19 protein-coding genes and 1 riboswitch are annotated in these 20,484 nt (G+C 74.3%); of the genes, 12 read left to right on the forward strand and 7 right to left on the reverse strand.

Annotated elements, in window-relative coordinates; translation table 11 throughout:
- Positions 1–39: 39 nt before the first annotated feature.
- On the reverse strand, positions 40–771 hold the full coding sequence (locus E1289_RS27300; RefSeq protein WP_243713182.1) for a GntR family transcriptional regulator: 732 nt from the start codon (positions 769–771) through the stop codon (positions 40–42).
- A 184-nt stretch (positions 772–955) separates the two neighbouring features.
- On the opposite strand from E1289_RS27300, the gene E1289_RS27305 reads away from it, so the two are divergent.
- Positions 956–2,287 carry a hypothetical protein gene (locus tag E1289_RS27305; RefSeq protein ID WP_131985114.1) on the forward strand — a complete coding sequence of 444 codons (1,332 nt, stop codon included), beginning with the start codon at positions 956–958 and terminating at the stop codon, positions 2,285–2,287.
- A gap of 70 nt (positions 2,288–2,357) precedes the next feature.
- On the forward strand, positions 2,358–3,479 hold the full coding sequence (locus tag E1289_RS27310) for a carbohydrate kinase family protein (RefSeq protein WP_243713183.1): 1,122 nt from the start codon (positions 2,358–2,360) through the stop codon (positions 3,477–3,479).
- 50 nt (positions 3,480–3,529) lie between these two features.
- Here the strand turns inward: E1289_RS27310 and E1289_RS27315 are convergent, their stop codons facing one another.
- The gene (locus tag E1289_RS27315) at positions 3,530–4,486 is read right to left on the reverse strand and encodes an AraC family transcriptional regulator (protein ID WP_131985116.1); all 957 of its coding nucleotides are present in this window, start codon (positions 4,484–4,486) and stop codon (positions 3,530–3,532) included.
- Between the two features lie 81 nt (positions 4,487–4,567).
- Between E1289_RS27315 and E1289_RS27320 the strand changes: the two genes are divergently transcribed.
- Both E1289_RS27320 and E1289_RS27325 read left to right on the forward strand, forming a co-directional pair.
- Positions 4,568–5,413: an NAD(P)H-binding protein gene (locus E1289_RS27320; RefSeq protein WP_243713184.1), complete on the forward strand. Its 846-nt coding sequence runs from the start codon at positions 4,568–4,570 to the stop codon at positions 5,411–5,413.
- Between the two features lie 98 nt (positions 5,414–5,511).
- A complete protein-coding gene (locus tag E1289_RS27325; RefSeq protein WP_243713185.1) occupies positions 5,512–5,958 on the forward strand; it encodes an anthrone oxygenase family protein in 447 nt (148 codons plus the stop codon).
- A gap of 21 nt (positions 5,959–5,979) precedes the next feature.
- On the opposite strand, the gene E1289_RS27330 is transcribed toward E1289_RS27325, so the two are convergent.
- Positions 5,980–7,404 carry a prolyl oligopeptidase family serine peptidase gene (locus E1289_RS27330; RefSeq protein WP_207929174.1) on the reverse strand — a complete coding sequence of 475 codons (1,425 nt, stop codon included), beginning with the start codon at positions 7,402–7,404 and terminating at the stop codon, positions 5,980–5,982.
- Positions 7,405–7,483: 79 nt separating this feature from the next.
- On the opposite strand from E1289_RS27330, the gene E1289_RS27335 reads away from it, so the two are divergent.
- The gene (locus E1289_RS27335) at positions 7,484–8,050 is read left to right on the forward strand and encodes a helix-turn-helix domain-containing protein (protein ID WP_131985120.1); all 567 of its coding nucleotides are present in this window, start codon (positions 7,484–7,486) and stop codon (positions 8,048–8,050) included.
- Positions 8,051–8,098: 48 nt separating this feature from the next.
- On the forward strand, positions 8,099–8,935 hold the full coding sequence (locus E1289_RS27340) for a metallophosphoesterase (RefSeq protein WP_131985122.1): 837 nt from the start codon (positions 8,099–8,101) through the stop codon (positions 8,933–8,935).
- 79 nt (positions 8,936–9,014) lie between these two features.
- Here E1289_RS27340 and E1289_RS27345 read toward each other — a convergent pair whose 3' ends face one another.
- The gene (locus E1289_RS27345; RefSeq protein WP_207929175.1) at positions 9,015–9,602 is read right to left on the reverse strand and encodes a TetR/AcrR family transcriptional regulator; all 588 of its coding nucleotides are present in this window, start codon (positions 9,600–9,602) and stop codon (positions 9,015–9,017) included.
- A gap of 208 nt (positions 9,603–9,810) precedes the next feature.
- On the reverse strand, positions 9,811–11,565 hold the full coding sequence (thiC, locus tag E1289_RS27350; protein ID WP_131985124.1) for a phosphomethylpyrimidine synthase ThiC: 1,755 nt from the start codon (positions 11,563–11,565) through the stop codon (positions 9,811–9,813).
- A riboswitch (TPP riboswitch) is annotated at positions 11,561–11,674 on the reverse strand. (Overlaps the previous gene by 5 nt.)
- A 79-nt stretch (positions 11,675–11,753) precedes the next feature.
- On the opposite strand from thiC, the gene tsaA reads away from it, so the two are divergent.
- Positions 11,754–12,167 carry a tRNA (N6-threonylcarbamoyladenosine(37)-N6)-methyltransferase TrmO gene (gene tsaA / locus E1289_RS27355; RefSeq protein WP_131985126.1) on the forward strand — a complete coding sequence of 138 codons (414 nt, stop codon included), beginning with the start codon at positions 11,754–11,756 and terminating at the stop codon, positions 12,165–12,167.
- On the opposite strand, the gene E1289_RS27360 is transcribed toward tsaA, so the two are convergent.
- A complete protein-coding gene (locus tag E1289_RS27360) occupies positions 12,133–13,227 on the reverse strand; it encodes a hypothetical protein (protein ID WP_131985128.1) in 1,095 nt (364 codons plus the stop codon). The two genes, tsaA and E1289_RS27360, sit on opposite strands and share 35 nt — an antisense overlap.
- Before the next feature lie 196 nt (positions 13,228–13,423).
- Between E1289_RS27360 and E1289_RS27365 the strand changes: the two genes are divergently transcribed.
- Together E1289_RS27365 and E1289_RS27370 are read left to right on the forward strand one after the other, a co-directional pair.
- Positions 13,424–14,113, forward strand: a complete 690-nt coding sequence (locus tag E1289_RS27365; RefSeq protein WP_131985130.1) for a CDP-alcohol phosphatidyltransferase family protein — start codon at positions 13,424–13,426, stop codon at positions 14,111–14,113.
- A complete protein-coding gene (locus tag E1289_RS27370; RefSeq protein WP_131985133.1) occupies positions 14,110–16,608 on the forward strand; it encodes a mannose-1-phosphate guanyltransferase in 2,499 nt (832 codons plus the stop codon). The genes E1289_RS27365 and E1289_RS27370 overlap by 4 nt, the downstream gene beginning before the upstream one ends.
- 30 nt (positions 16,609–16,638) lie before the next feature.
- Here E1289_RS27370 and E1289_RS27375 read toward each other — a convergent pair whose 3' ends face one another.
- Positions 16,639–17,979: a PLP-dependent aminotransferase family protein gene (locus E1289_RS27375; protein WP_131985135.1), complete on the reverse strand. Its 1,341-nt coding sequence runs from the start codon at positions 17,977–17,979 to the stop codon at positions 16,639–16,641.
- A 94-nt stretch (positions 17,980–18,073) separates the two neighbouring features.
- Between E1289_RS27375 and E1289_RS27380 the strand changes: the two genes are divergently transcribed.
- From E1289_RS27380 to E1289_RS27390, 3 genes are all read left to right on the forward strand, one after another.
- Positions 18,074–18,712: a LysE family translocator gene (locus E1289_RS27380; RefSeq protein WP_131985137.1), complete on the forward strand. Its 639-nt coding sequence runs from the start codon at positions 18,074–18,076 to the stop codon at positions 18,710–18,712.
- Between the two features lie 92 nt (positions 18,713–18,804).
- Positions 18,805–19,497: a response regulator transcription factor gene (locus E1289_RS27385; protein ID WP_207929176.1), complete on the forward strand. Its 693-nt coding sequence runs from the start codon at positions 18,805–18,807 to the stop codon at positions 19,495–19,497.
- Between the two features lie 42 nt (positions 19,498–19,539).
- Positions 19,540–20,457, forward strand: coding sequence for a DUF881 domain-containing protein (locus E1289_RS27390; RefSeq protein ID WP_131985139.1), 918 nt, complete (start codon positions 19,540–19,542; stop codon positions 20,455–20,457).
- Positions 20,458–20,484: the final 27 nt, after the last annotated feature.

Raw genomic sequence — 20,484 nt, forward strand, 5'->3', positions numbered from 1 at the left:
GCTCGTGGGGTGGTCGGTGGTGGTGGGGAAGTCGGTGGCTCAGTGGGTCGGTGGGCGCAGGTCCAGTTCCAGGCGGTACCGGTCGCCGCGGTAGACGGACCTGACGTATTCGAGGGGACGCCCGTTCTCGTCCCTGGTGACCCGCTCGAACAGGAACGCCGGCATGTGCACCGGAACGCCCAGCTCGGCGGCCTCCTCGGCGGTGGTGACGGTCGGCTCGATCGTCTCGGTGCCCGAGGCGATCGCGACGCCGTTGCCGCGCAGCAGCTCGTAGAACGACCGGCCCTCCAGGTCCTGGCGCCGCAGGCCGGGTATCAGCGACCGGGGCAGGTAGAGGGTCTCGATGGCCATGGTGGTCCCGTCGGCGAGCCGGAGCCGCCGAATGGTAAATACCTCTTCGGCGGGTGAGAGGGCCAGCCGCCTGCCGATCCGCGCCCCCGCGGCCTCCGTGCGGAACGACAGGACCCGGCCCCCCGGCTTCATGCCGCGCTTGAGCATGTCCTCGGTGAACGACGTCATGGTCAGCGGGACGGCGATCCGGGGTTCGGCCACGTAGGTGCCGCTCCCGTGCCGCCGCTCCAGCAGGCCCTCGTTGACGAGGCCGTCGATGGCCTGGCGCAGCGTCGGCCGGGAGACGCCGAGCTCGTCGGCCAGCCGGCGTTCGGGCGGGAGGGCGTCCCCCGCGTCGAGACCGTCCAGCATCGCGAGCAGCTCGCGGCGCACCGCCTGCCGTTTCGTGTGCCCGGGCCGGGCTTCACCGGCGGATGGCACGTCGCCCACCTCCCTCGACGCTGTTCCCGTCGCCGCACACCGTATGTCCCATTGTGGCGACTGGTCAATACCACTTTGGCGATGTTTGCCGTGGCCACCCGCGCGGCGTGCGGCCTAGCGTCACGGACGACCGTTCCGAGCGCGCCGGGGCCGAGCCCGGCCGCGCGGCGAGAAAGGCCGAGACATGCGCGTGTCCGTACGAGGCGCCCTGGCGCTGACGATCCCGCTGATCCTGCCCGTGACGCTGTCCGCGACCCCCGCCCACGCGGGCGCGGGCCCGCCCGCTGCCGGGGAGGGCTGGCGCCTGGTCGCCGCGGAGCCGTTCAACCGCCATCTGGACAGCGCCAAGGCGCCCTGGAAGCGGGACGATGACGGCCCGTCCAGTCCCTACGACGTCGACATGTACGACAACGACGGCGCCTACTTCGACACCGTGGGCGGCCCGGCCTTCCGTGAGCGGCTCGCCGAGATGAAGACCTACCGCCAGTCGTTCAGGTTCGGGAAGGGCGGCTGGCTCACCGCCGAGCTCGCCGCCCGGGACGCCGACGGCGACGGAAGCCCCGACCGGCCCCCGACGCTCACGTCCCGCAACGGCGTCGCGCACCTAGAGGAGCCGAGCCATCAGGCGGGCGTCGTCATCCGCTCGTCCCGCGACCTGCCCGCCCGGTACCGGGTGGAGGCGACCCTGCGCGGCGTGGACTTCGGCGGGCGGCGCGACGGGGCGTGGGACTACCCGGACGGCCGGATCAACGGCTACTCGCCGGAGGGCTGCAAGACCAACTTCCCGTGGGCCTCGGGAGGGGACTTCTCCCGGCCCGAGTGCCAGTGGGCGGACGTCCGCACCGACTCCAACGGGTTCTACTACATGTCAATCATGGACTACCGGCGGGTCGCGCCCCACAACAACGTGTTCATCCACGCCCACCGCAAGGTCGCGATGGACGGCTACAACCGGTACAAGTACACCGGCTCCGGCCTGCTGTACTGCAACCCGGCCACCGGGGAGTACGAGCCCTACTCCGCGGGGACGGGCAACGGCGTCAACGCGCTGTTCATGACCGACGACCGCCGCTACGCGACCATGCCGGGCACCGAGTACCTCATGGAGAGCGAGTGCGGGTACCGGAAGGGCGGCGCGATCGTCTCGGCCGTCGACATGCGGCCGGAGCTGCTGCCCGGCGAGCCGTACACGTTCGCGATCGAGCGCCGCGACGGCGCCTACACGATGGAGATGTCCGGGGTCTTCGCGCACGTGGGGCGGGCGACCTTCCGCTACACCCGCGCCTTCGTCCAGGACGGCGAGCCCATCTGGCACTACAACCAGCGGCCGGACGAGTACGACGGCCGCTTCGACGCCGACTGGACCTGGCAGGGGCCGGGCGGCACCCTCACCGACCGCGGCACCTGGCCGGCCGGGTCCGCCTACCCGGACCGGTTCATGATCGGTGACCCGCACATGAATTTCTACGAGGGGAGTGCGCAGGTCGACGACATCCGGCTGTACGTTCCGGAGTAGAACGGATTGTCAGCCGTGCGGGCTAGGGTCCGGGGAGAACGTGCCCAAAGCCTCGCACCCGGGGGGCCTCGTGACTCAGCAGACCGCGCCGGGCGTGCCGCCGGAGCCGTCCCTCGCCGACCCCTGCGCCGAGCGCGGGCCGGCGGGGGAGCGGCTGCGCGGGGGGAGCGGCCCGGCGCCCGCGCTGGACGTGTTCCTGTCCGGCCGGGTGTTCATGGACATGATCTTCACCGGGCTGCCGGGGCTGCCGCCGCCGGGCACCGAGCTCGTCACCGACGGGCTCGGCTCGGCTCCCGGCGGCGTCGCCAACATCGCCGTCGCGATGAGCCGGCTCGGCCTGCGGGTGGGGCTGGCGGCGCCGTTCGGCGACGACATGTTCGGCGCCTACCTGTGGCGGACCCTCGCCGAGCAGGAGGGCGTCGACCTCGGGCTGTCCCGGCGGGTCCGCGGCTGGCCGACGCCGGTGACGGTGTCGATGGCCTACGACTCCGACCGCAGCATGGTGACCTACGCCCGTCCGGTGCCGGGCCCGGTGGACGACCTGGCGGGCGGGCCGCCGCCGTCCGCCCGGGCGTGCTTCGTCGACGTCGACCGCCCGGTCCCGCCGTGGGTCCGCGCCATGCGCGGCCGCGGCGCGCTGGTCTTCGGCGACCTCGGCTGGGACCAGACCGGCGCCTGGCCCGCCGAGGTCCTCGACCGGCTCCGGCACGTGGACGTGTTCCTGCCGAACGCCGCCGAGGCGATGGCCTACACCCGCACGGGAACGCCGATGGAGGCCGCCGAGGCCCTGGCCGGACGCGTCCCGGTCGTCGTGGTCAAGCGCGGCGGGGACGGCGCCATCGCGATCGACTCGGCGACCGGGGAGCGGGCCGAGGTCGGCGCGCTGCCGGTCGAGGCGCTCGACCCGACCGGCGCGGGCGACGTCTTCGCCGCCGGTTTCGTGTTCGGCACCCTCGCCGGCCTCCCGCTCGCCGAGCGGCTCCGGTTCGCCAACCTGTGCGCCGGGCTGTCGGTACGGCACCACAGCGGCTCGCTGGGCGCGCCCTGCTGGGGCGAGATCGCCGCCTTCGGCGAGTCCGGCGAGGTCCCCGAGTCGGTCCTGGCCGACTACGCGTTCGTCGTCCCGTTCATCCCGGACGCGGCCGACGACTCCCCGGTCCGCGCCGAACCCACCCTCCGTATCGGCACGTGACACGGGCGTGCACGGCGGCGCCGGGCGGTGCCCCCGGGCCCGCGGGTCGATCAGCCGGGTACGGCCGTCCGGGCGGGCGCGGCGGAGCGGTACTCCTGCGGGCTGACGCCGTGCTCGCGCTTGAAGGCCGTGCTGAGCGCGAACGCGGTGCCGTAGCCGACCCGGCGCGCCACCGTCTCCAGCGTCGCGTCGCTCTCGCGGAGCAGGTCGGCGGCCTGGGCCAGGCGGATGCCGGTCAGGTACGCCATGGGCGGCTCGCCGGTCAGCTTCGTGAACCGCTGCGCGAGCGCGGCGCGGGAGACGCCCACCGCGGCGGCGAGGTCGGCGACGGTCCAGGGGTGCGACAGGTCGTCGTGCAGGAGCCGCAGGGCAGGGCCGACGACGGCGTCGCCGTGGGCGCGGTACCAGCCCGGCGCGCGGGCGTCCGGGCGGGCGAACCACGCCCGCAGCGTCCCGACGAGCAGCAGGTCGAGCAGGCGGTCGAGGACGATGTCCTGGCCGGGCTCGTCCCTGCCGACCTCCTCGCCGAGCACGTCCACCAGCGGCGACCGCCAGTCGTCGCCGCGGACGATCGCCAGCGGCGGGAGGGCGGCCAGCAGCCGCCGGGTGACGGCGCCGCGCATCTGGTAGGTGCCGACCAGCATGACCGCCGAGCCGTCCGGGTCGTTGCCCCAGGCGCGGACGCCGAGGTCCATCGCCTCCGACATGCTCGTCCCGTCCGGTGTGGTGCACACCTGCCCGGGGTGGATGACGACCTGCGGTTCGGTTCCGGGGGCGTCGCCGACGGTGTAGTGGTCGGGGCCCCGGAAGATCGCCATGTCGCCGGGGGAGACGCGCCGCGGCTCGGCGCCGTCGACGGTCAGCCACGCGTCGCCGCTGACCATCGACAGCAGCGTGAGGGGGGCCTCGTCCTGGATCCGCAGCGACCACGGCGGGCTCAGCGACGCGCGGAGCATGAACGCGCCGCGTGCCCGGGGGCCGTCGAGAAGGTCGGTCAGGGCGTCCATGCGGCAAGCGTAGACGCCGGCGTATGCGGGCGAGCTTCTCAGCGATGGTGGCCGGAACCGCCCGGCTGTTGACTCGGGGACATGGCGAACGACATGCGGAACAGCGAGAACGGCCTCACCCTCGTCCTCGGCGGCACCGGCAAGACCGGCCGCCGCGTCGTGGAGCGGCTCGAGGCCCTGGACGTCCCGGTGCGGATGGGGTCCCGGTCGGCCTCGCCGGCCTTCCACTGGGAGGACGAGACGACCTGGGAGCCCGTCCTGCGGGGCGTGGCGAAGGTCTACCTGACGTACTACCCGGATCTTGCCGCCCCCGGCGCGACCGAGGCGATCGGCTCCTTCACCCGGAAGGCCCTGGACGCCGGCGTGCGGCACGTGGTGCTCCTGTCCGGCCGGGGCGAGGACGAGGCGCAGGAGTGCGAGCGCATCGTCCAGGCGTCCGGCATGGACTGGACGGTGGTGCGGGCGAGCTGGTTCGCGCAGAACTTCAGCGAGGACTACCTCCTCGACCCCGTCCGCGCGGGCGAGGTCGCCCTGCCGTCCGGGGACGTGCCGGAACCGTTCGTGGACGCCGACGACATCGCGGACGTGGCGGTCGCGGCGCTCGCCCGGGACGGGCACACCGGCGAGGTCTACGAGGTGACCGGGCCCCGCGCCCTCACCATGGCCGAGGCCGTCGCCGAGATCGGCCGCTCGGCGGGACGGGACATCGCCTTCGTCCCGGTCGCCGTGGCCGACTACGCCGCCGTCCTCAAGGAGCACGGCCTGCCCGGGGAACTGATCGACTTCCTGACGTACCTGTTCTCCACCGTCCTGGACGGACGCAACTCCCGGCCCGCCGACGGCGTGCGGCGCGCGCTCGGCCGCGAGCCGCGGGACTTCGCCGAGTACGCGCGGCTCACCGCGGCCAGCGGCGTCTGGAACACCTGACCCGACCCCGTCGAGGGGCCCTTCGACAGATCGGAACGACGATGAGATCCGTACTCGCCGGGACTTCGGTGACCCTTTCCCTCATCATGGCCGCCGGCATGACCGGGACATACTTCGCCTTCTCCACCGGCGTGATGCCGGGCCTGAACGCGGCGCGCCCGGCATCGGCCATCGACGCCATGCAGGGCATGAACCAGAAGATCCAGAACCCGCTGTTCATCGCCATGTTCCTGCTGGTCCCGGTCGTGGCGATCGCGGCGGGGGCGCTTCTGCTGGCCCTGGACGAGAAGTCCGCGGCCGTCCTGTTCTTCGTCGCGGCCGGCGTGTACTTCGCGGGTGCGCTCGTCCCGAGCTTCGCGGTGAACATCCCGATGAACAACGCCCTGGACGGTACGGCGATCCCGGCGGACGCCGCGGAGGCGGCGAAGGTCTGGGCGGACTACTCCGGCCGCTGGACGGCTTGGAACAACCTGCGGGCGGTGGCCAGCTGGGTGAGCATCCTCGCCATGGGCCTGGGCGTCTACCTCTGGGGCAAGGACGCCTGAACGCACCACGTGGACGCGGAGTCAGGGGACGAGCAGACCCCAGTAGACGGCCCACGGGACGAACACGGCACCCGCGGTGAGCAGGAGGCCGAGCCGGACGCGCTCGGCCACCGGGACGGAACCGGCGGCCCGCCGCCACGACACCGCGGTCGCGGCCCCCGCGCAGACGGCGGCCGCGGCGAGTCCCTGCAGCCCCAGCCACGGCAGCGGACGGCCCGCCAGGACGGGGCCCGGGTCGGGATACCTCCCGGCCGCCATCAGGTAGAAGATGTAGCAGACCAGGCCGGCGGCCGCGGTGAGTCCCGCCCCGGCGAGCAGGCCGGCCCAGCGGCTCACCGGGCGCACCGTCCTGCCGCGCAGCCGGCGCGCCAGGGCGACGAGCGGGTAGCCGGCGAACGCGACGACGAACAGCGTGAGCGCCGCGGTCTGCATCCAGGCGGACGCCCACCACGGCGACGGTGCGATGGCGACGCTCGGATGGTCCTGCTCCGGGAGCGGCGCGGTGTCGGCCTCGGGGAGGCGCCCGCTCGTCACGTCGCGGACCCACGAGCCGACCAGGTCGGCGTAGCCGGGGGCCAGCGGTTCGCCGCGGGTGAGGCCCTGGTCCGGGGTCACGTGGACGCCGTGGTCGGCCTCCGGGAAGAAACGGAACGTGTAGTGGGTGTTGCCGCCGCGCCGGAGCGCCCGCGCGAACAGCGGCGGATTGTCCTCGGGCGGCGTCTGCAGGTCGCGTCCGCCCCAGATGCCGAGCACCGGCTGGCGGACCCGCTCCAGGACGCCCGGGGCGTCGAAGAACGCCTCGGCGAACAGGCCCGCGTCCGCCCCGAGCCGGGCGAAGTTGCGCTTGCCGCGGTCGATCAGCGAACCGGACACGCCCGCCCGGCGCAGCCCGGAGGACTCGTTCCAGACCTGCTGGCGGATCGGGGTCATCGCGTTGCCGCCGACCACGATGACGAAGGCCGCGTCGGCGGACCGGGACGCGGCGAGCGGCGCCACCCAGCCGCCTTCGCTCAGCCCCCAGAGCCCCACCTTCGCGGGATCGACGCCGGGTCGCGAACGCAGCTCGCGCACGGCGCCGAGCGCGTCGTCGGCCAGTTCGGAGTAGGAGCGGCGGAAGCCGGTGTAACCGGCCGACCTCTTGTCGTAGATCAGGACGGCGAGGCCCCGCCGTGCGAACTCGGTCGCCTCGGTGAGCAGGTGCTCGCGCGGGACGCCGGCCCCGGACCCCGTCACGAGCACGACGCCCGGCAGGGGCCCGCGCGCCTGCTGCGGTGCCAGCACCGTGCCGCGCAGGGTGAGCCCGCCGAACCCCTGGAAGCTCACTTCGGTCGCGGTCAGCCCGGCGGGTGCCGGGACCGGGCCGGCCGCCGAGGCCGCCGGGGGGCTCAGGGCGCTCAGCAACGCGCCGACGATCAGCGTCAGCGCGGCGGTCATCACTGTTCTCATGCCCGGGACGGTAGTCTGCAGAGGAAGTTCTGCAAAGGATTCTCTGCAAAGATACTTCTGTAGAACTAGACTGCTCGTCATGAAGGACGATTCCGAGCCCGTCATCCTGGACGACCCCGGACGGATCAAGGCGCTCAGCCACCCGCTGCGCCGCCGGATCCTGCACCGGCTCCGCGTGCACGGTCCCGCGACGTCGACGACGATCGGGGAGGTGCTCGGGGCCAACACCGGGACGACCAGCTACCACCTGCGCCAGCTGGAGAAGCACGGGTTCATCGAGGAGATCCCCGAGCGGTCGGCCGGGCGGGAACGCTGGTGGCGCCACGCCGAGACCCCGCGCGACGTGCGCCTGCCCCGCCCGGACACCGTCGCCCCAGAGGATCGGCCCGTCGTCGACGAGCTGCTGCGCGTCCGCCATGCCGAGGACATGGAGCTCTTCCGCAGGCTTCCCGAGGAGTACCGGCGCGACCACGCCTGGGCACTGCTCTCACGGGGGTTCACCCACATGACCGAGGAGGGCCTCGCCGAGTTCTTCGAGGCCTACATCCGTCTCCTGCAGGAGCACGGCCACGACCGCGAGGACGCGCCGCCGGGCGCGCGCCCGGTCCACATCCGGCTCTTCACGCTTCCCGCCGACACGGACTGAGGGCCCGCCGCGGGAACCGCGGTTCCCCGCCGGGCTTACGATCCTGGGATGAGCGGTGTCTACGCGATCAGCGACCTGCACGTCGGGTTCCCCGAGAACCGCGCGTTCGTCGAGGAGCTGCGGCCCGCGTCCGGCGGCGACTGGCTCATCGTGGCCGGCGACGTCGCCGAGCGCTTCGCCGAGGTCGAGTGGACGCTGCGCACCCTGGCCGAACGCTTCGCCACCGTGATCTGGACGCCCGGCAACCACGAGCTGTGGACGGTCAAGGACGACCCGGTGCGGCTGCGCGGGGAGGCCCGCTACCGCAGGCTCGTCGACATGTGCCGGGGCCTCGGCGTCCTGACCCCCGAGGACCCGTATCCCGTGTGGGAGGGGGACGGCGGGCCCGTGACGATCGCGCCGCTGTTCGTCCTGTACGACTACACGTTCCGGCCGGACGGCGCGTCCACCAAGGAGGAGGCCCTCGAAATCGCGCACGAGGCGGGCGTCGTGTGCACCGACGAGTACTTCCTCCACCCGGACCCGCACCCCACGCGGGACGCCTGGTGCGACGCCCGGATCGCCTACACCGAGAATCGCCTCGCCGCCCTCGAACCGGGGGCGCGGACCGTTCTCGTCAACCACTGGCCGCTCGTCCGCGAGCCCACCCGCGTCCTCTGGTACCCGGAGTTCGCCCAATGGTGCGGCACCGAGCGCACCGCCGACTGGCACGACCGCTTCGGCGCGGTGACCGTCGTGTACGGGCACCTCCACATCCCCCGGGCGATCTGGACCGGCGGCGTCCCGCACATCGAGGTGTCGGTCGGCTACCCGCGCGAGTGGCGCAAACGGGCCGAGGCGCCGCGCGGGCCCCGCCGGATCCTGCCCGACCCGGAGACGCGATGACCGTGCCCGTGCCCGTGCCCGTGCCCGTGCCCGTGCCCGTGCCCGTGCCCGTACCCGTGCGCGGGCGGCGCGTGCGCGGCTAGCGCGGCGCGGCCGCCTTGCCGGGTACCACCCCGGTGGCGGCGAGCGACAGCAGCCGCCCGGACGCCTCCGGGGCGTCCTCGGTGACCATCGCGATCGCGCCCGCGAGCCGGAGCGCGTCGATGAACACGGCGTCCCGCGGCACGTCCCCGGCCTCCTGGGCGCGGGCGAACAGCGCCCCGCCGGCCTCGCGCATCGCCCGGGACGCCTCCGGCCGGTCGTCGCGCAGCGACACCACGGCCGCCGCCGCCATCCCGCGGAACGCCGTGACCCCCGAGACGAACGCCCGCAGCCACTCCATCAGGGCGTCCCCGGGCGCCGGGGAGAGCATGAGCTCGCGCGCCCCGGCGGCGAGCTCGCCGTAGGTGTCGGCGAGCAGCGCCTCCAGGAGGTCCTGCCTCGTCGGGAAGTGGCGGTAGAGCGTTCCGATGCCGACGCCGGCGAGCCGGGCGACGCCCTCCAGGGACGCGTCGGCCCCGTCGCGCTCGAACGTCTCCCGCGCCGCACCGATCAGCCTGGCCCGGTTGCGGCGCACGTCGGCGCGCACCGCGCGGGCGCGCGCCTTCGGTGAGTCGTCGCTGGTCAACTGGGTCCTCGGTCCTTCCCGGCGAGTCGGCGGGCCTGCGGCGATTCGGGGGGATCCGCGGCTTTGGAACGGTCCCTCGATAGTAGCCGCGCCCGTCCGCCGGCCTCGCCGGGGGGATGCGCGGACCCGCCGCGGCCCGTGCCGCGGCGGGTCTCGCGGGCCCTCGCCCGGCCGGCCGGGGACGCCGGTGGAGCGGGCCGCGGTCCGGTCAGCCGCCGCCGGGGGACAGCGGCAGGTAGACCCGCCCGCCGCCGGCCTTGAACTCCGCGGCCTTCTCCCGCATCCCCTCGGTGAGGGCGGCGTCCTCGGCCAGGCCGCGCTCCTCGGCGAACCGGCGGACATCGCGGGTGATCTTCATCGAGCAGAAGTGCGGGCCGCACATGGAGCAGAAGTGCGCGGTCTTCGCCGGGGCCGCCGGGAGCGTCTCGTCATGGAAGGAGCGGGCCGTGTCCGGATCGAGGGACAGGTTGAACTGGTCCTCCCACCGGAAGTCGAACCGCGCCTCCGACAGCGCGTCGTCCCACGCCTGCGCGCCCGGATGCCCCTTCGCCAGGTCCGCGGCGTGCGCCGCGATCTTGTAGGCGATGACGCCGGCCTTGACGTCGTCGCGGTCCGGCAGCCCCAGGTGCTCCTTCGGCGTGACGTAGCAGAGCATCGCGGTGCCGTGGTGGCCGATCATCGCGGCGCCGATCGCCGAGGTGATGTGGTCGTAGCCGGGCGCGATGTCGGTGGTCAGCGGGCCGAGCGTGTAGAACGGCGCCCCGTCGCACCACTCCTGCTGCAGGTCGACGTTCTCCTTGATCTTGTGCATCGGGACGTGCCCGGGCCCCTCGTTCATCACCTGGTTGCCGTACTCGGCGGCGATCTTCGTCAGCTCGCCCTGGGTGCGCAGCTCGGCGAACTGCGCCTCGTCGTTGGCGTCGGCGATGGAGCCGGGACGCAGCCCGTCCCCGAGCGACCAGGTGATGTCGTAGGCCGCGAAGATCTCGCACAGCTCGCGGAAGCGGGTGTAGAGGAAGTTCTCCTGATGGTGCGCCAGGCACCACGCCGCCATGATCGACCCGCCGCGGGACACGATCCCCGTCTTGCGCCGCGCCGTCAGCGGCACGTACCGCAGCAGCACCCCGGCGTGGACGGTCATGTAGTCCACGCCCTGCTCGGCCTGCTCGATCACGGTGTCGCGGAAGACGTCGAACGTCAGCTCGGCCGGGTCGCCGCCCACCTTCTCCACGGCCTGGTACAGCGGGACGGTCCCCACCGGCACCGGCGAGTTGCGCAGGATCCACTCGCGCGTGGTGTGGATTTCCCGGCCGGTCGACAGGTCCATGATGGTGTCGGCGCCCCACCGGGTCGCCCACGTCATCTTCTCGACCTCGTCCTCGATCGACGACGCCACCGCCGAGTTGCCGATGTTCGCGTTGACCTTGACGAGGAACCTCTTCCCGATGACCATCGGCTCGATCTCGGGGTGGTTGACGTTGGCGGGCAGCACGGCCCGCCCGGCCGCGAGCTCCTCCCGGACGACCTCCGGCGCCACCCCCTCGCGCAGCGCCGCGAACTCCATCTCCGGCGTGATCTCCCCGCGCCGCGCGTAGGCCCGCTGGGTCACGGCACCGCCGGTCGCGCGGCGCGGCCGGCGCGGCGGGAAACCGCCGCGGACCGGCGTCCCGCCTCCCGGTCCGGGGCCGCCGCCCGCGCGGCGGCCGTCGTCCTCCGGACGCACCGGGCGCCCGTCGTACGGCGCGGTGTCGCCGCGCTCGGTGATCCACGGCTCCCGCAGCGCGGGCAGCCCCTTGCGGACGTCGGTCTCCTGGTCGGGGTCGGTGTACGGCCCGGACGTGTCGTACAGGACGACGGCGTCGCCGTTGGTCAGCGGCACCTCCCGCATCGGGACGCGGATCTCCGGTCGTGAGCCCTGCAGGTAGGTCTTGCGGGCGGTGGCTGGAACCACAGGTTCGGTCATGACGACTCGATCTCTCCCTACGCCGGCATTACCCGGTCAGGTTCATGCGGTCAGCGGCCGTCTCAGCCGCTATCTCAGCCCGGTTCGCCGGGCCCCCGCGATCTGTCGCCCCCGACGCTAACCCGCCGCACCCCGGTTGCCGCAACCGGCGTCCGTGGGATATGGGGCGGGCTGGGAGAATCGGCGGCATGGCAGAAGACTTCACCGTGACGGCGGTCGGGCACGTCGAGTCCACGCTGACCGACCGGGCGTCCGCCCCCAAGCAGGGCACGGAGGGCTCGCCCGAGGCATGGCTGGTGTTCGAGACGTCCGTGCTGCCCGCGCTCGACGGACTGCGCCCGGGCGACCGGGTCTTCGTCCTGACCTGGCTGCACCTGTCGCCCCGCGACGTCCTGCGCGTCCACCCGCGCGACGATCCCGCCACCCCGCTGCACGGCGTGTTCGCCACCCGCTCGCCCGACCGGCCGAACCCGATCGGGCTGCACCCGGTCGAGATCCTGGAGATCACCGGGAACCGCGTCCGCGTCCGGGATCTGGAGGCCCTGGACGGCACCCCGATCGTGGACGTCAAGCCCGTCCTGACCTGCGCCCCGCCCACCTGAGGGATCGGTCCCGGCCGGTGCCGCGGACGCCCGTGCCGCGGACGACCAGGGGGAGGGCCAGCGCCAGGGTGCGGAGCGGCTCGGGGGCGGACGGGGGGCGCTCCAGGCGCAGGTGGCCGTCGCCGTCGCCGTCCTTGATCCAGAGCGTGGCCGACTCCCGGCCGTCCACGCCGGTGACGACGTGGCGGCCGCCGGCCCGCCGGGTGGTGCCGAGGAGCGTGCCGCCGGGCGTGTGGAAGGACGGCTCCCGCGAGCCCCGGATCTCGCCGGCGGGCCGTCCGTCCGCGCGGAACACGCGTACCCGGCCGCCTCCCGCGCGGCTCCTCCGGAACTCCAGCAGCGTGCGGGCGTGGGGATCGCGCAGCACGGTCGTCCGGCCGGGAGAAGGGAGGCCGCGCCACTTCGCGGGCGGGCCGCAGGCCACGGCGAGCAGAGCGCCGGTGCGGTCGTCGCGGTGGCGCCCCTCGCCGTCCACGAGGACGTGGCCGGCCTCGCGCAACGCGTCCCTGGGAAGCCGGTCCACCTCCCGGCCCTCGTCGTCGAGGACGCGCCAGCGGGCACCGAGGGTCTCCGTGGCGGTGGTGTGGACGGCCTCCAGCCAGCCCCGCGGAAGCGACCGCTCGCGCAGCAGCACGGCCGCGCGGCCGTCGACCCGCGTGACGGCGTCGACGCCCGGTGCCGCCTCGGGGTCGAACCAGACCGTCCAGACGGGGTCGGCGACGGGCCAGGTGATCCCGACGGCGTCCACGGCGGCGGCGGGGATGGCCGCCTCCCTCCCGCGGCGGCGCAGGGTGAGGCCGTCCCGGCCGATGGTCACGATGAGGCGGTCCTGGTGGATCACGAAGGCCCACCCGGCCGCCGCCAGGGCGATGAGGGCGGCACCGCCGCCGCAGCCGGCGATGACCCGCCCGGCCTCCGCGGGCTCCCACGCCCCGGGGCCGGTGAGCGTGGACAGCGAGACGGCCAGGCCGACCGTCAGCGCGGTCAGGCAGATGCGGAGCGGCCACCGGTAGGCGTTCCGGCCCAGGGTGATCGTGAGCGCCGGCGGGGGGACGGACACCTTGAGCCCTTCGTCTGGGAGTGCGCAGAACTATAGGCGGTCGCCGTCCCGCGCTCACGGCCTGACCAGTGCTGTCAAGCGGCCGCCGGCGCCGCACGTGGCGGTCGGCCCGCCGAATGGGGCGACGTCATCGGGGGCTTTCACAACCCTTACCGGTAGGGTCAGGATCAAGGGACCAGGGGAGGCGAACGCGTCGGTGAGCACAGAGCAGGAAGCCCCGCAGGACCGGATCTTCACGGTGCCGAACACACTGAGCCTGGCCCGGCTCGTGGGGGTCCCGCTGTTCCTCTGGCTGGTGCTGATCGAGGCCGACTGGTGGGCGCTCGGCGTCCTGGTGTTCGCGGGCCTGTCGGACTGGCTGGACGGCAAGCTCGCCCGCGTGCTGAACCAGACGAGCAGGCTCGGGACGGTGCTCGACCCGGCGGCCGACCGCCTCTACATCCTGGCGACGCTGGTCGGGCTGACGATCCGCGAGATCATCCCGCTGTGGCTGGTCGTGGTGCTGGTGGCCCGGGAGTTCGTGATCCTGCCGATCGCGCCGATCGTCCGGCGCCTCGGGTACGGCGGGACGCTGCCGGTGCACTTCATCGGCAAGGCCGGGACGATGTGCCTGCTGTACGCGTTCCCGCTGCTGCTGCTGGGCGACCACGACGGCGGGGCGGCGACGGCGGCGAAGGTCACCGGATGGTCGTTCGCCATCTGGGGGACGGGCCTGTACTGGTGGGCGGCCGTCCTCTACTGGGAGCAGACGCGGCAACTGGTGCTGGCCGGCCGCGGCTCGTCCCCGGCCTCCGGGCCGGACCCCGTGCCCGGCCCGGACCCGGGCACCGACCCGGGCGCGGATCCGCCGGCCGGCGACCAGAAGGGAGCTGAGACCCCCCGATGAAGGCCGTCGTGATGGCGGGTGGCGAGGGGACGCGGCTGCGTCCGATGACCGCCAACCAGCCCAAGCCGCTGCTGCCCCTCGTCAACCGGCCGATCATGGAGCACGTGCTGCGGCTGCTGAAGCGGCACGGGTTCAGCGAGACCGTCGTCACCGTGCAGTTCCTGGCGGCGCTGATCCGCAACTACTTCGGCGACGGCGAGGAGCTCGGCATGTCGCTGAGCTACGCGACCGAGGAGGTCCCGCTCGGCACCGCCGGCAGCGTCAAGAACGCCGGGGAGGCGCTGCGCGACGACCGGTTCCTCGTCATCTCCGGCGACGCGCTCACCGACATCGACCTGACCGACATGGTGCGGTTCCACGAGCGGAACGGCGCCCTCGTCACGATCGGGCTCAAGCGCGTCCCGAACCCGCTGGAGTTCGGCATCATCATCGTGGACGACGACGGCCGCGTGCAGCGGTTCCTGGAGAAGCCGACGTGGGGGCAGGTGTTCTCCGACACCGTCAACACCGGCATCTACGTGATGGAGCCGGAGGTCCTGGAGCACGTCGCCGAGGGCGTGCCGGTCGACTGGTCCGGGGACGTGTTCCCCAAGCTGCTCGCCGAGGGCGCTCCGCTGTTCGGCTACGTCGCCGACTGCTACTGGGAGGACGTCGGCACCCACGAGAGCTATCTCAAGGCGCAGGCCGACATGCTGTCCGGGGCGGTCGCCATCGACCTGGACGGTTTCGAGGTGTCGGCCGGCGTCTGGGTCGCCGAGGGCGCCGAGGTCGACTCCGAGGCCGTCCTGAAGGGCCCGCTCTACATCGGCGACTACGCCAAGGTGGAGGCGGGCGTCGAGCTGCGCGAGTACACCGTCCTCGGCAGCAACGTCGTCGTGAAGGAGGGCGCGTTCCTGCACCGCGCCATCGTCCACGACAACGTGTTCGTCGCGCCCTCCACGAACCTGCGCGGCTGCGTGATCGGCAAGAACACCGACATCATGGCCGGGGCCCGCGTCGAGGAGGGCGCGGTCATCGGGGACGAGTGCGTGATCGAGGCGGAGGCGTACGTCTCCAGCGGCGTGAAGGTCTACCCGTTCAAGACCATCGAGGCCGGCGCGGTCGTCAACACCAGCGTGATCTGGGAGTCGCGCGGGCAGCGCAACCTGTTCGGCCCGCGCGGCGTGTCCGGGCTGGTCAACGTGGAGATCACGCCGGAGCTGGCGGTGCGGCTCGCCAGCGCGTACGCGACGACGCTGAAGAAGGGCACCACGGTCGTCACCGGCCGGGACGTGTCCCGCGCGGCCCGCACGCTGAAACGCGCGGTGAACAGCGCCCTGACCGCCAGCGCGATCAACGTCCACGACCTGGAGGCCACCCCGCTGACCGTCGCCCGGTTCGAGACCGGCCGCGAGGACGCCGTCGGCGGCATCTACATCCGCACCACGCTCGGCGACCCGCAGGGCGTCGACATCATCTTCCTCGACCCCGGCGGGGCGGACCTGTCCCAGGCCGCGCAGCGCAAGCTGGAGCGCGTCTTCGGCCGCCAGGAGTACCGCCGCGCGTTCCCCGGCGAGATCGCCGAGCTGGCCTACCCGCCCCGCGTCGTCGAGACCTACACCCGCGACCTGCTGCGGCGCGTCGACATCCGCGGGGTCCGCGAGGCCGGGCTGAAGATCGTCCTGGACTGCGCGGGCGGCGTCGCGTCGCTCGTGCTGCCCAGCCTGCTCGGCAAGGTCGGGGTGGAGGTCCTCACCCGCAACGCCGGCCTGGACGAGGCCAACCCGACCGAGACGCTCGCCGAGCGCATGCGCGACCTGGAACGGCTCGGCGAGCTGGTGTCGTCGTCGCGGGCCGCGTTCGGCGTCCGCTTCGACCCGGTGGGGGAGCGGATCTCGCTCGTGGACGAGAACGGCGAGCTGGTCGGCGACGACCGGGCCCTGCTGGTCATGCTGGACCTGGTGGCGGCGGAGCGGCGCGGCGGCAGGGTCGCGCTGCCGGTGACGACGACGCGGGTCGCCGAGCAGGTGTGCCGGTTCCACGGCGTCCAGGTCGAGTGGACGTCCACCTCCCAGGACGTCCTGACCAAGGCCGCCGCCCAGCCCAGCGTGGTCTTCGCGGGGGACGGGCGGGGCGGGTTCCTGATGCCCGAGTTCAGCGGCACGGTCGACGGGATCGCGGCGTTCGTCCGGCTCGTCGGCCTGGTCGCCAGGACGCGGCTGACGCTGTCGCAGATCGACCGCCGCATTCCCGACGCGCACCTGCTGCGCCGCTCCGTCCCCACGCCGTGGGCGGCCAAGGGCAGCGTGATGCGGCACGTCGTGGAGGCGGCCGGCCCCCGCACGATCGACACCACCGACGGTGTCCGCGTGGTCGAGGAGGACGGCCGCTGGGTCCTCGTGCTGCCCGACCCCGCCGAGCCGGTCACCCACCTGTGGGCCGAGGGCCCGGACGCGGACGCCGCCCAGGCGCTCCTGGAGGAATGGGCCGCCGTCGTCGAACGCGCGGGCTCCTGACCCCCGCCTTCGGCCGGCCGGCTCCCGGCGTCAGTCGACGGGGCCGTCCTCGGGCGACCCGGCGGCGATCTCGGCGAGGACGCCAAGGGCGTCGCCGAGGAGCTCCAGCGGCGGGGAGGCGAGGCCGACGCGCACCGCGCGGGGGGACGAGCCGGTCCCGGCGGCGAACGCGGCCGCGGGCGTGACGGCGATGCCGTGCCGGGCCGCCGCCGCGACGAACGTCTCCGCGCGCCACCGGGGCGGCAGGTCCCACCAGCAGAAGTACGCGCACGGCACGGACCGGCCGGCGGCCCCCGGGAGGCGTTCGGCGGCGATCCGCATGCGGGCGGACGCGTCCGCCCGCTTGGCCCGGGTCACCGCCGCGACCGTGCCGTCGGTGATCCAGCCGGTCGCCGCGTCCAGCGCGAACGCCGCCGGCCCCCACGCGCCGGACCGCAGCGCGCCGGCGACGCGGCCGGTCAGCGCGGCGGGCGGCACGGCGAACCCGACGCTGAGGCCGGGGGCGAGGCGCTTGGAGAGGCTGTCGACGACGACCGTGCGGTGCGGCGCCTCGGCCGCGAGCGGCGGCGGGCCGCCCTCCGGGAGGAACGCCCAGACGCGGTCCTCGATCGCGTGCAGGCCGAGCCGCTCCAGTACGGCGGCCAGCTCGGCGCGGCGCTCCCGCGGCATCGTCGTCCCGTACGGGTTGTGCAGCGTCGGCTGGACGTAGACGGCGCCGAGCGGGGCGCCGCGGTGGGCGGCGGCCAGGGCGTCCGGGCGCAGGCCGTGCCCGTCGGTCTCCACCGGGACGAGCGTCACGCCGAGCCGCGCCGCGATGCCCTTGACCACCGGGTAGGTCACGGCCTCGGCCGCGAGCCGGCCGCCCGGCGGGACGAGGGCGGCCACGGCGCCCGCGAGCGCCTGCCGCCCGTTCCCGGCGAACAGGATGCGCGCCGGATCGGGCCGCCACCCGGGGGCGGCCAGCAGCCCGGCCGCCGCCTCCCGCGCGGCGGGCGTCCCGGCGGTGCCGGCGGGGCCGAGCGCGGCGCCGAGGACGTCGGGGCGGAGCAGCCGCTCCATCCCGGCCCTCATCAGCTCGCTCTGCCCGGGCACGGAGGGATTGCTGAGCTCCAGGTCGACCCGCGCACCCGCCGGTTCCGCGAGGGCGGGGCCGGGCGGGCGCCGCGCGGCGCGGACGAACGTGCCGCGCCCCACCTCGCCGACCACGAGGCCCCGCGCCGCCAGTTCCCGGTACACGCGGCCCGCCGTCGAGTTCGCGATCCCGCGCCGCCGGGCGAAGGCGCGCTGCGGGGGCAGCCGGTCGCCGGGACGCAGCCGCCCCGCCGCGATGTCGGCGGCCACGGCGTCCGCGACCCTCCGGTAGTCCGCCATCCGCGCCTCCCTTGATTGCACTGAGAGCAATGTCAGTATTGCACCGAGATCACGCCGGGATCTAGGCTCGGGGCACTATCGATCGGGGAGTGCAATGATCTCGTTCACCGCGCTGGCGGCCATCGCCCTCGTCGCCCTCGGCCTCGTCCTCACCCCCGGCCCCAACATGCTCTACCTGGTGTCGCGGTCGGTGACCCAGGGCCGCCGGGCCGGACTGATCTCCCTCGCGGGCGTCGCCGCCGGGTTCGGCGTCTACATCCTCGCGGCGGCCGCCGGGATCACCGCCGTGTTCACGCTCGTCCCGCCGCTCTACACCGTGCTGAAGGTGGCGGGCGCGGGCTACCTGCTGTGGCTCGCCTGGCAGACGGTCCGGCCGGGCGGGACCGAGGCGTTCACCCCGGCGGACCTGCCCGCCGACCCGCCGCGCCGGCTGTTCACGATGGGCCTCGTCACCAACCTGCTCAACCCGAAGATCGCGGTCCTGTACGTGTCGCTGCTCCCGCAGTTCACCGATCCGGACCGCGGTCACGTCGCCGTCCAGAGCGTCCTGCTGGGCCTCACCCAGCTCACCGTCGCGGTCACGGTCAACGCCCTCATCGTGCTCGGTGCCGGGAGCATCGCGGTCTTCCTGGCGCGGCGGCCCGGCTGGCGGCGGGCCCAGCGGTACCTGATGGGATCGGTGCTCGCGGGGCTGGCCGTGCACATGGGCCTCGCCCGGCCCGCCTCCGCCTGACCCGCACCCCGCAACTCCGCGCAGCGATTTCTTGAGCGGATCCACAGAATCCGCACAGTGCGCCCACAGGTCCCAGGGGACAGACTGGCACCGTGAACCCCACCAAGATCCTCGTCGTGGACGGCGACGCCTACGTCGCGGACCTCGTCGCGACCGCCCTGCACTACGAGGGTTTCGAGACCGCCGTCGCGCGGTCCGGTGCCGAGGCGGTGGCGAGCGCCCCCCGCTTCGGCCCCGACCTGATCGTGCTGGACGCCGCGCTCCCGGACGGCCCGGGCCCGGACGCCCGCGCCCGGCTGCGGCGCAACGGCTGCGCGGCCCCGGTCGTGTTCCTCACCGGCCCCGGCGCCGCCGTGGACGGGGCCGGGGGGCCGGCGGCCGGCGGCGACGACCACGTGCCCAAGCCGTTCAGCCTGGACGAGCTGGCCGCCCGCGTCCGCGCCGTGCTCCGCCGCACCCGGCCCGCCGCGCGGGAACGGGCGCGGCTGACGCTCGCCGACCTGGAACTGGACGAGGACGCCTACGAGGTGCGGCGCGGCGGCGTCCCGATCGACCTGGCGCCCACCGAGTTCACGCTGCTGCGCTACCTGCTCCACAACTCCGGCCGGGTACTGACCAAGCGGCAGATCCTCGACCACGTCTGGCAGTACGACTTCACCGGCGGCGAGGGCGTCGTCCAGACCTGCATCAGCTCCCTGCGCCGCAAGCTGGACGACCGCGACCCCCGCCTCATCCACACCGTGCCGCGGGTCGGCTACGTCCTCCGCATGCCCCGGGTCGGCTGAGCCGGGGCGTGGAACGCCGCCGTCCCTTGCCATGATGGGGCGGTGACCGCACGACAGGACCCCGGCGAACCCGGCGAGACCGGTGGCCGGGCGCCGGGACGGCCGCGCCCGCCCGACGCGCCCGTGTCGCTGCTCGCCGACCTGCTCGCCGGCAAGCTGCTCGATCCCGGCTACGCGGAGGCGGCGGCGCGGCGGGCCGGCCGCCCGGACGCCCCGCGCCCCCGGCGGGGACGGCGGCGCGGCGGCGGCGTCCTGCTGGTCCTGGTGCTGACCGGCACGCTGATCGCCGTCGCCGGGGCCGAGGTGCGCCGCAGCGAGCCCGTCGCGGCCGAGCGGCGCTCGCGGCTCATCGACGAGATCCACGCTCGCACCGCCGAGACCGACGGGCTCCGGCGGCGCCTCGACCGGCTCCGCGCCGAGACCGAGCGGCACCGCGCCGCCGCGCTCGCCCGCGGTGACGCCGGCCACGGCGCCCGGTCCCGGCTCGCCCGCGCGGCCGCCGCGGCGGCCGCCGCGCCCGCCACCGGCGAAGGACTCGTCGTCACGCTGGACGACTCCCCGCGCGACGGCCGGGACGGGCTCGCCGCGCGCGGCGACGCCACCGGGCGGGTCTATGATCGTGACCTCCAGGTCCTGGTCAACGGGCTCTGGGCCGCGGGGGCCGAGGCGATCGGCGTCAACGGCCAGCGGCTCACGGCGACGACGGCGATCCGCTTCGCCGGGGAGGCGATCATGGTCGACTACCGGCCGCTGACCCGCCCCTACGAGGTGACGGCGCTGGGCGACCCGGACCGCCTGCGGGACGCCTTCACCGGCTCGGCCGCAGACCGGCGGCTCCGGGCCCTGGAGGAGCGCTACCGGATCCGGTACGGCACGCGCGGCGCGCCGGACGTGCGGCTGCCCGCGGCGGGGCCGGTCCGGCTGCGGTACGCCGTCCTCCGCGAGGAGGACGGCCAGTGAGCGGACGGCCGGCGGCGGGAGGGCCGG

Origin of the sequence: Actinomadura sp. 6K520 (assembly GCF_004349245.1) — a bacterium.
Taxonomy (GTDB): Bacteria; Actinomycetota; Actinomycetes; order Streptosporangiales; family Streptosporangiaceae; genus Spirillospora.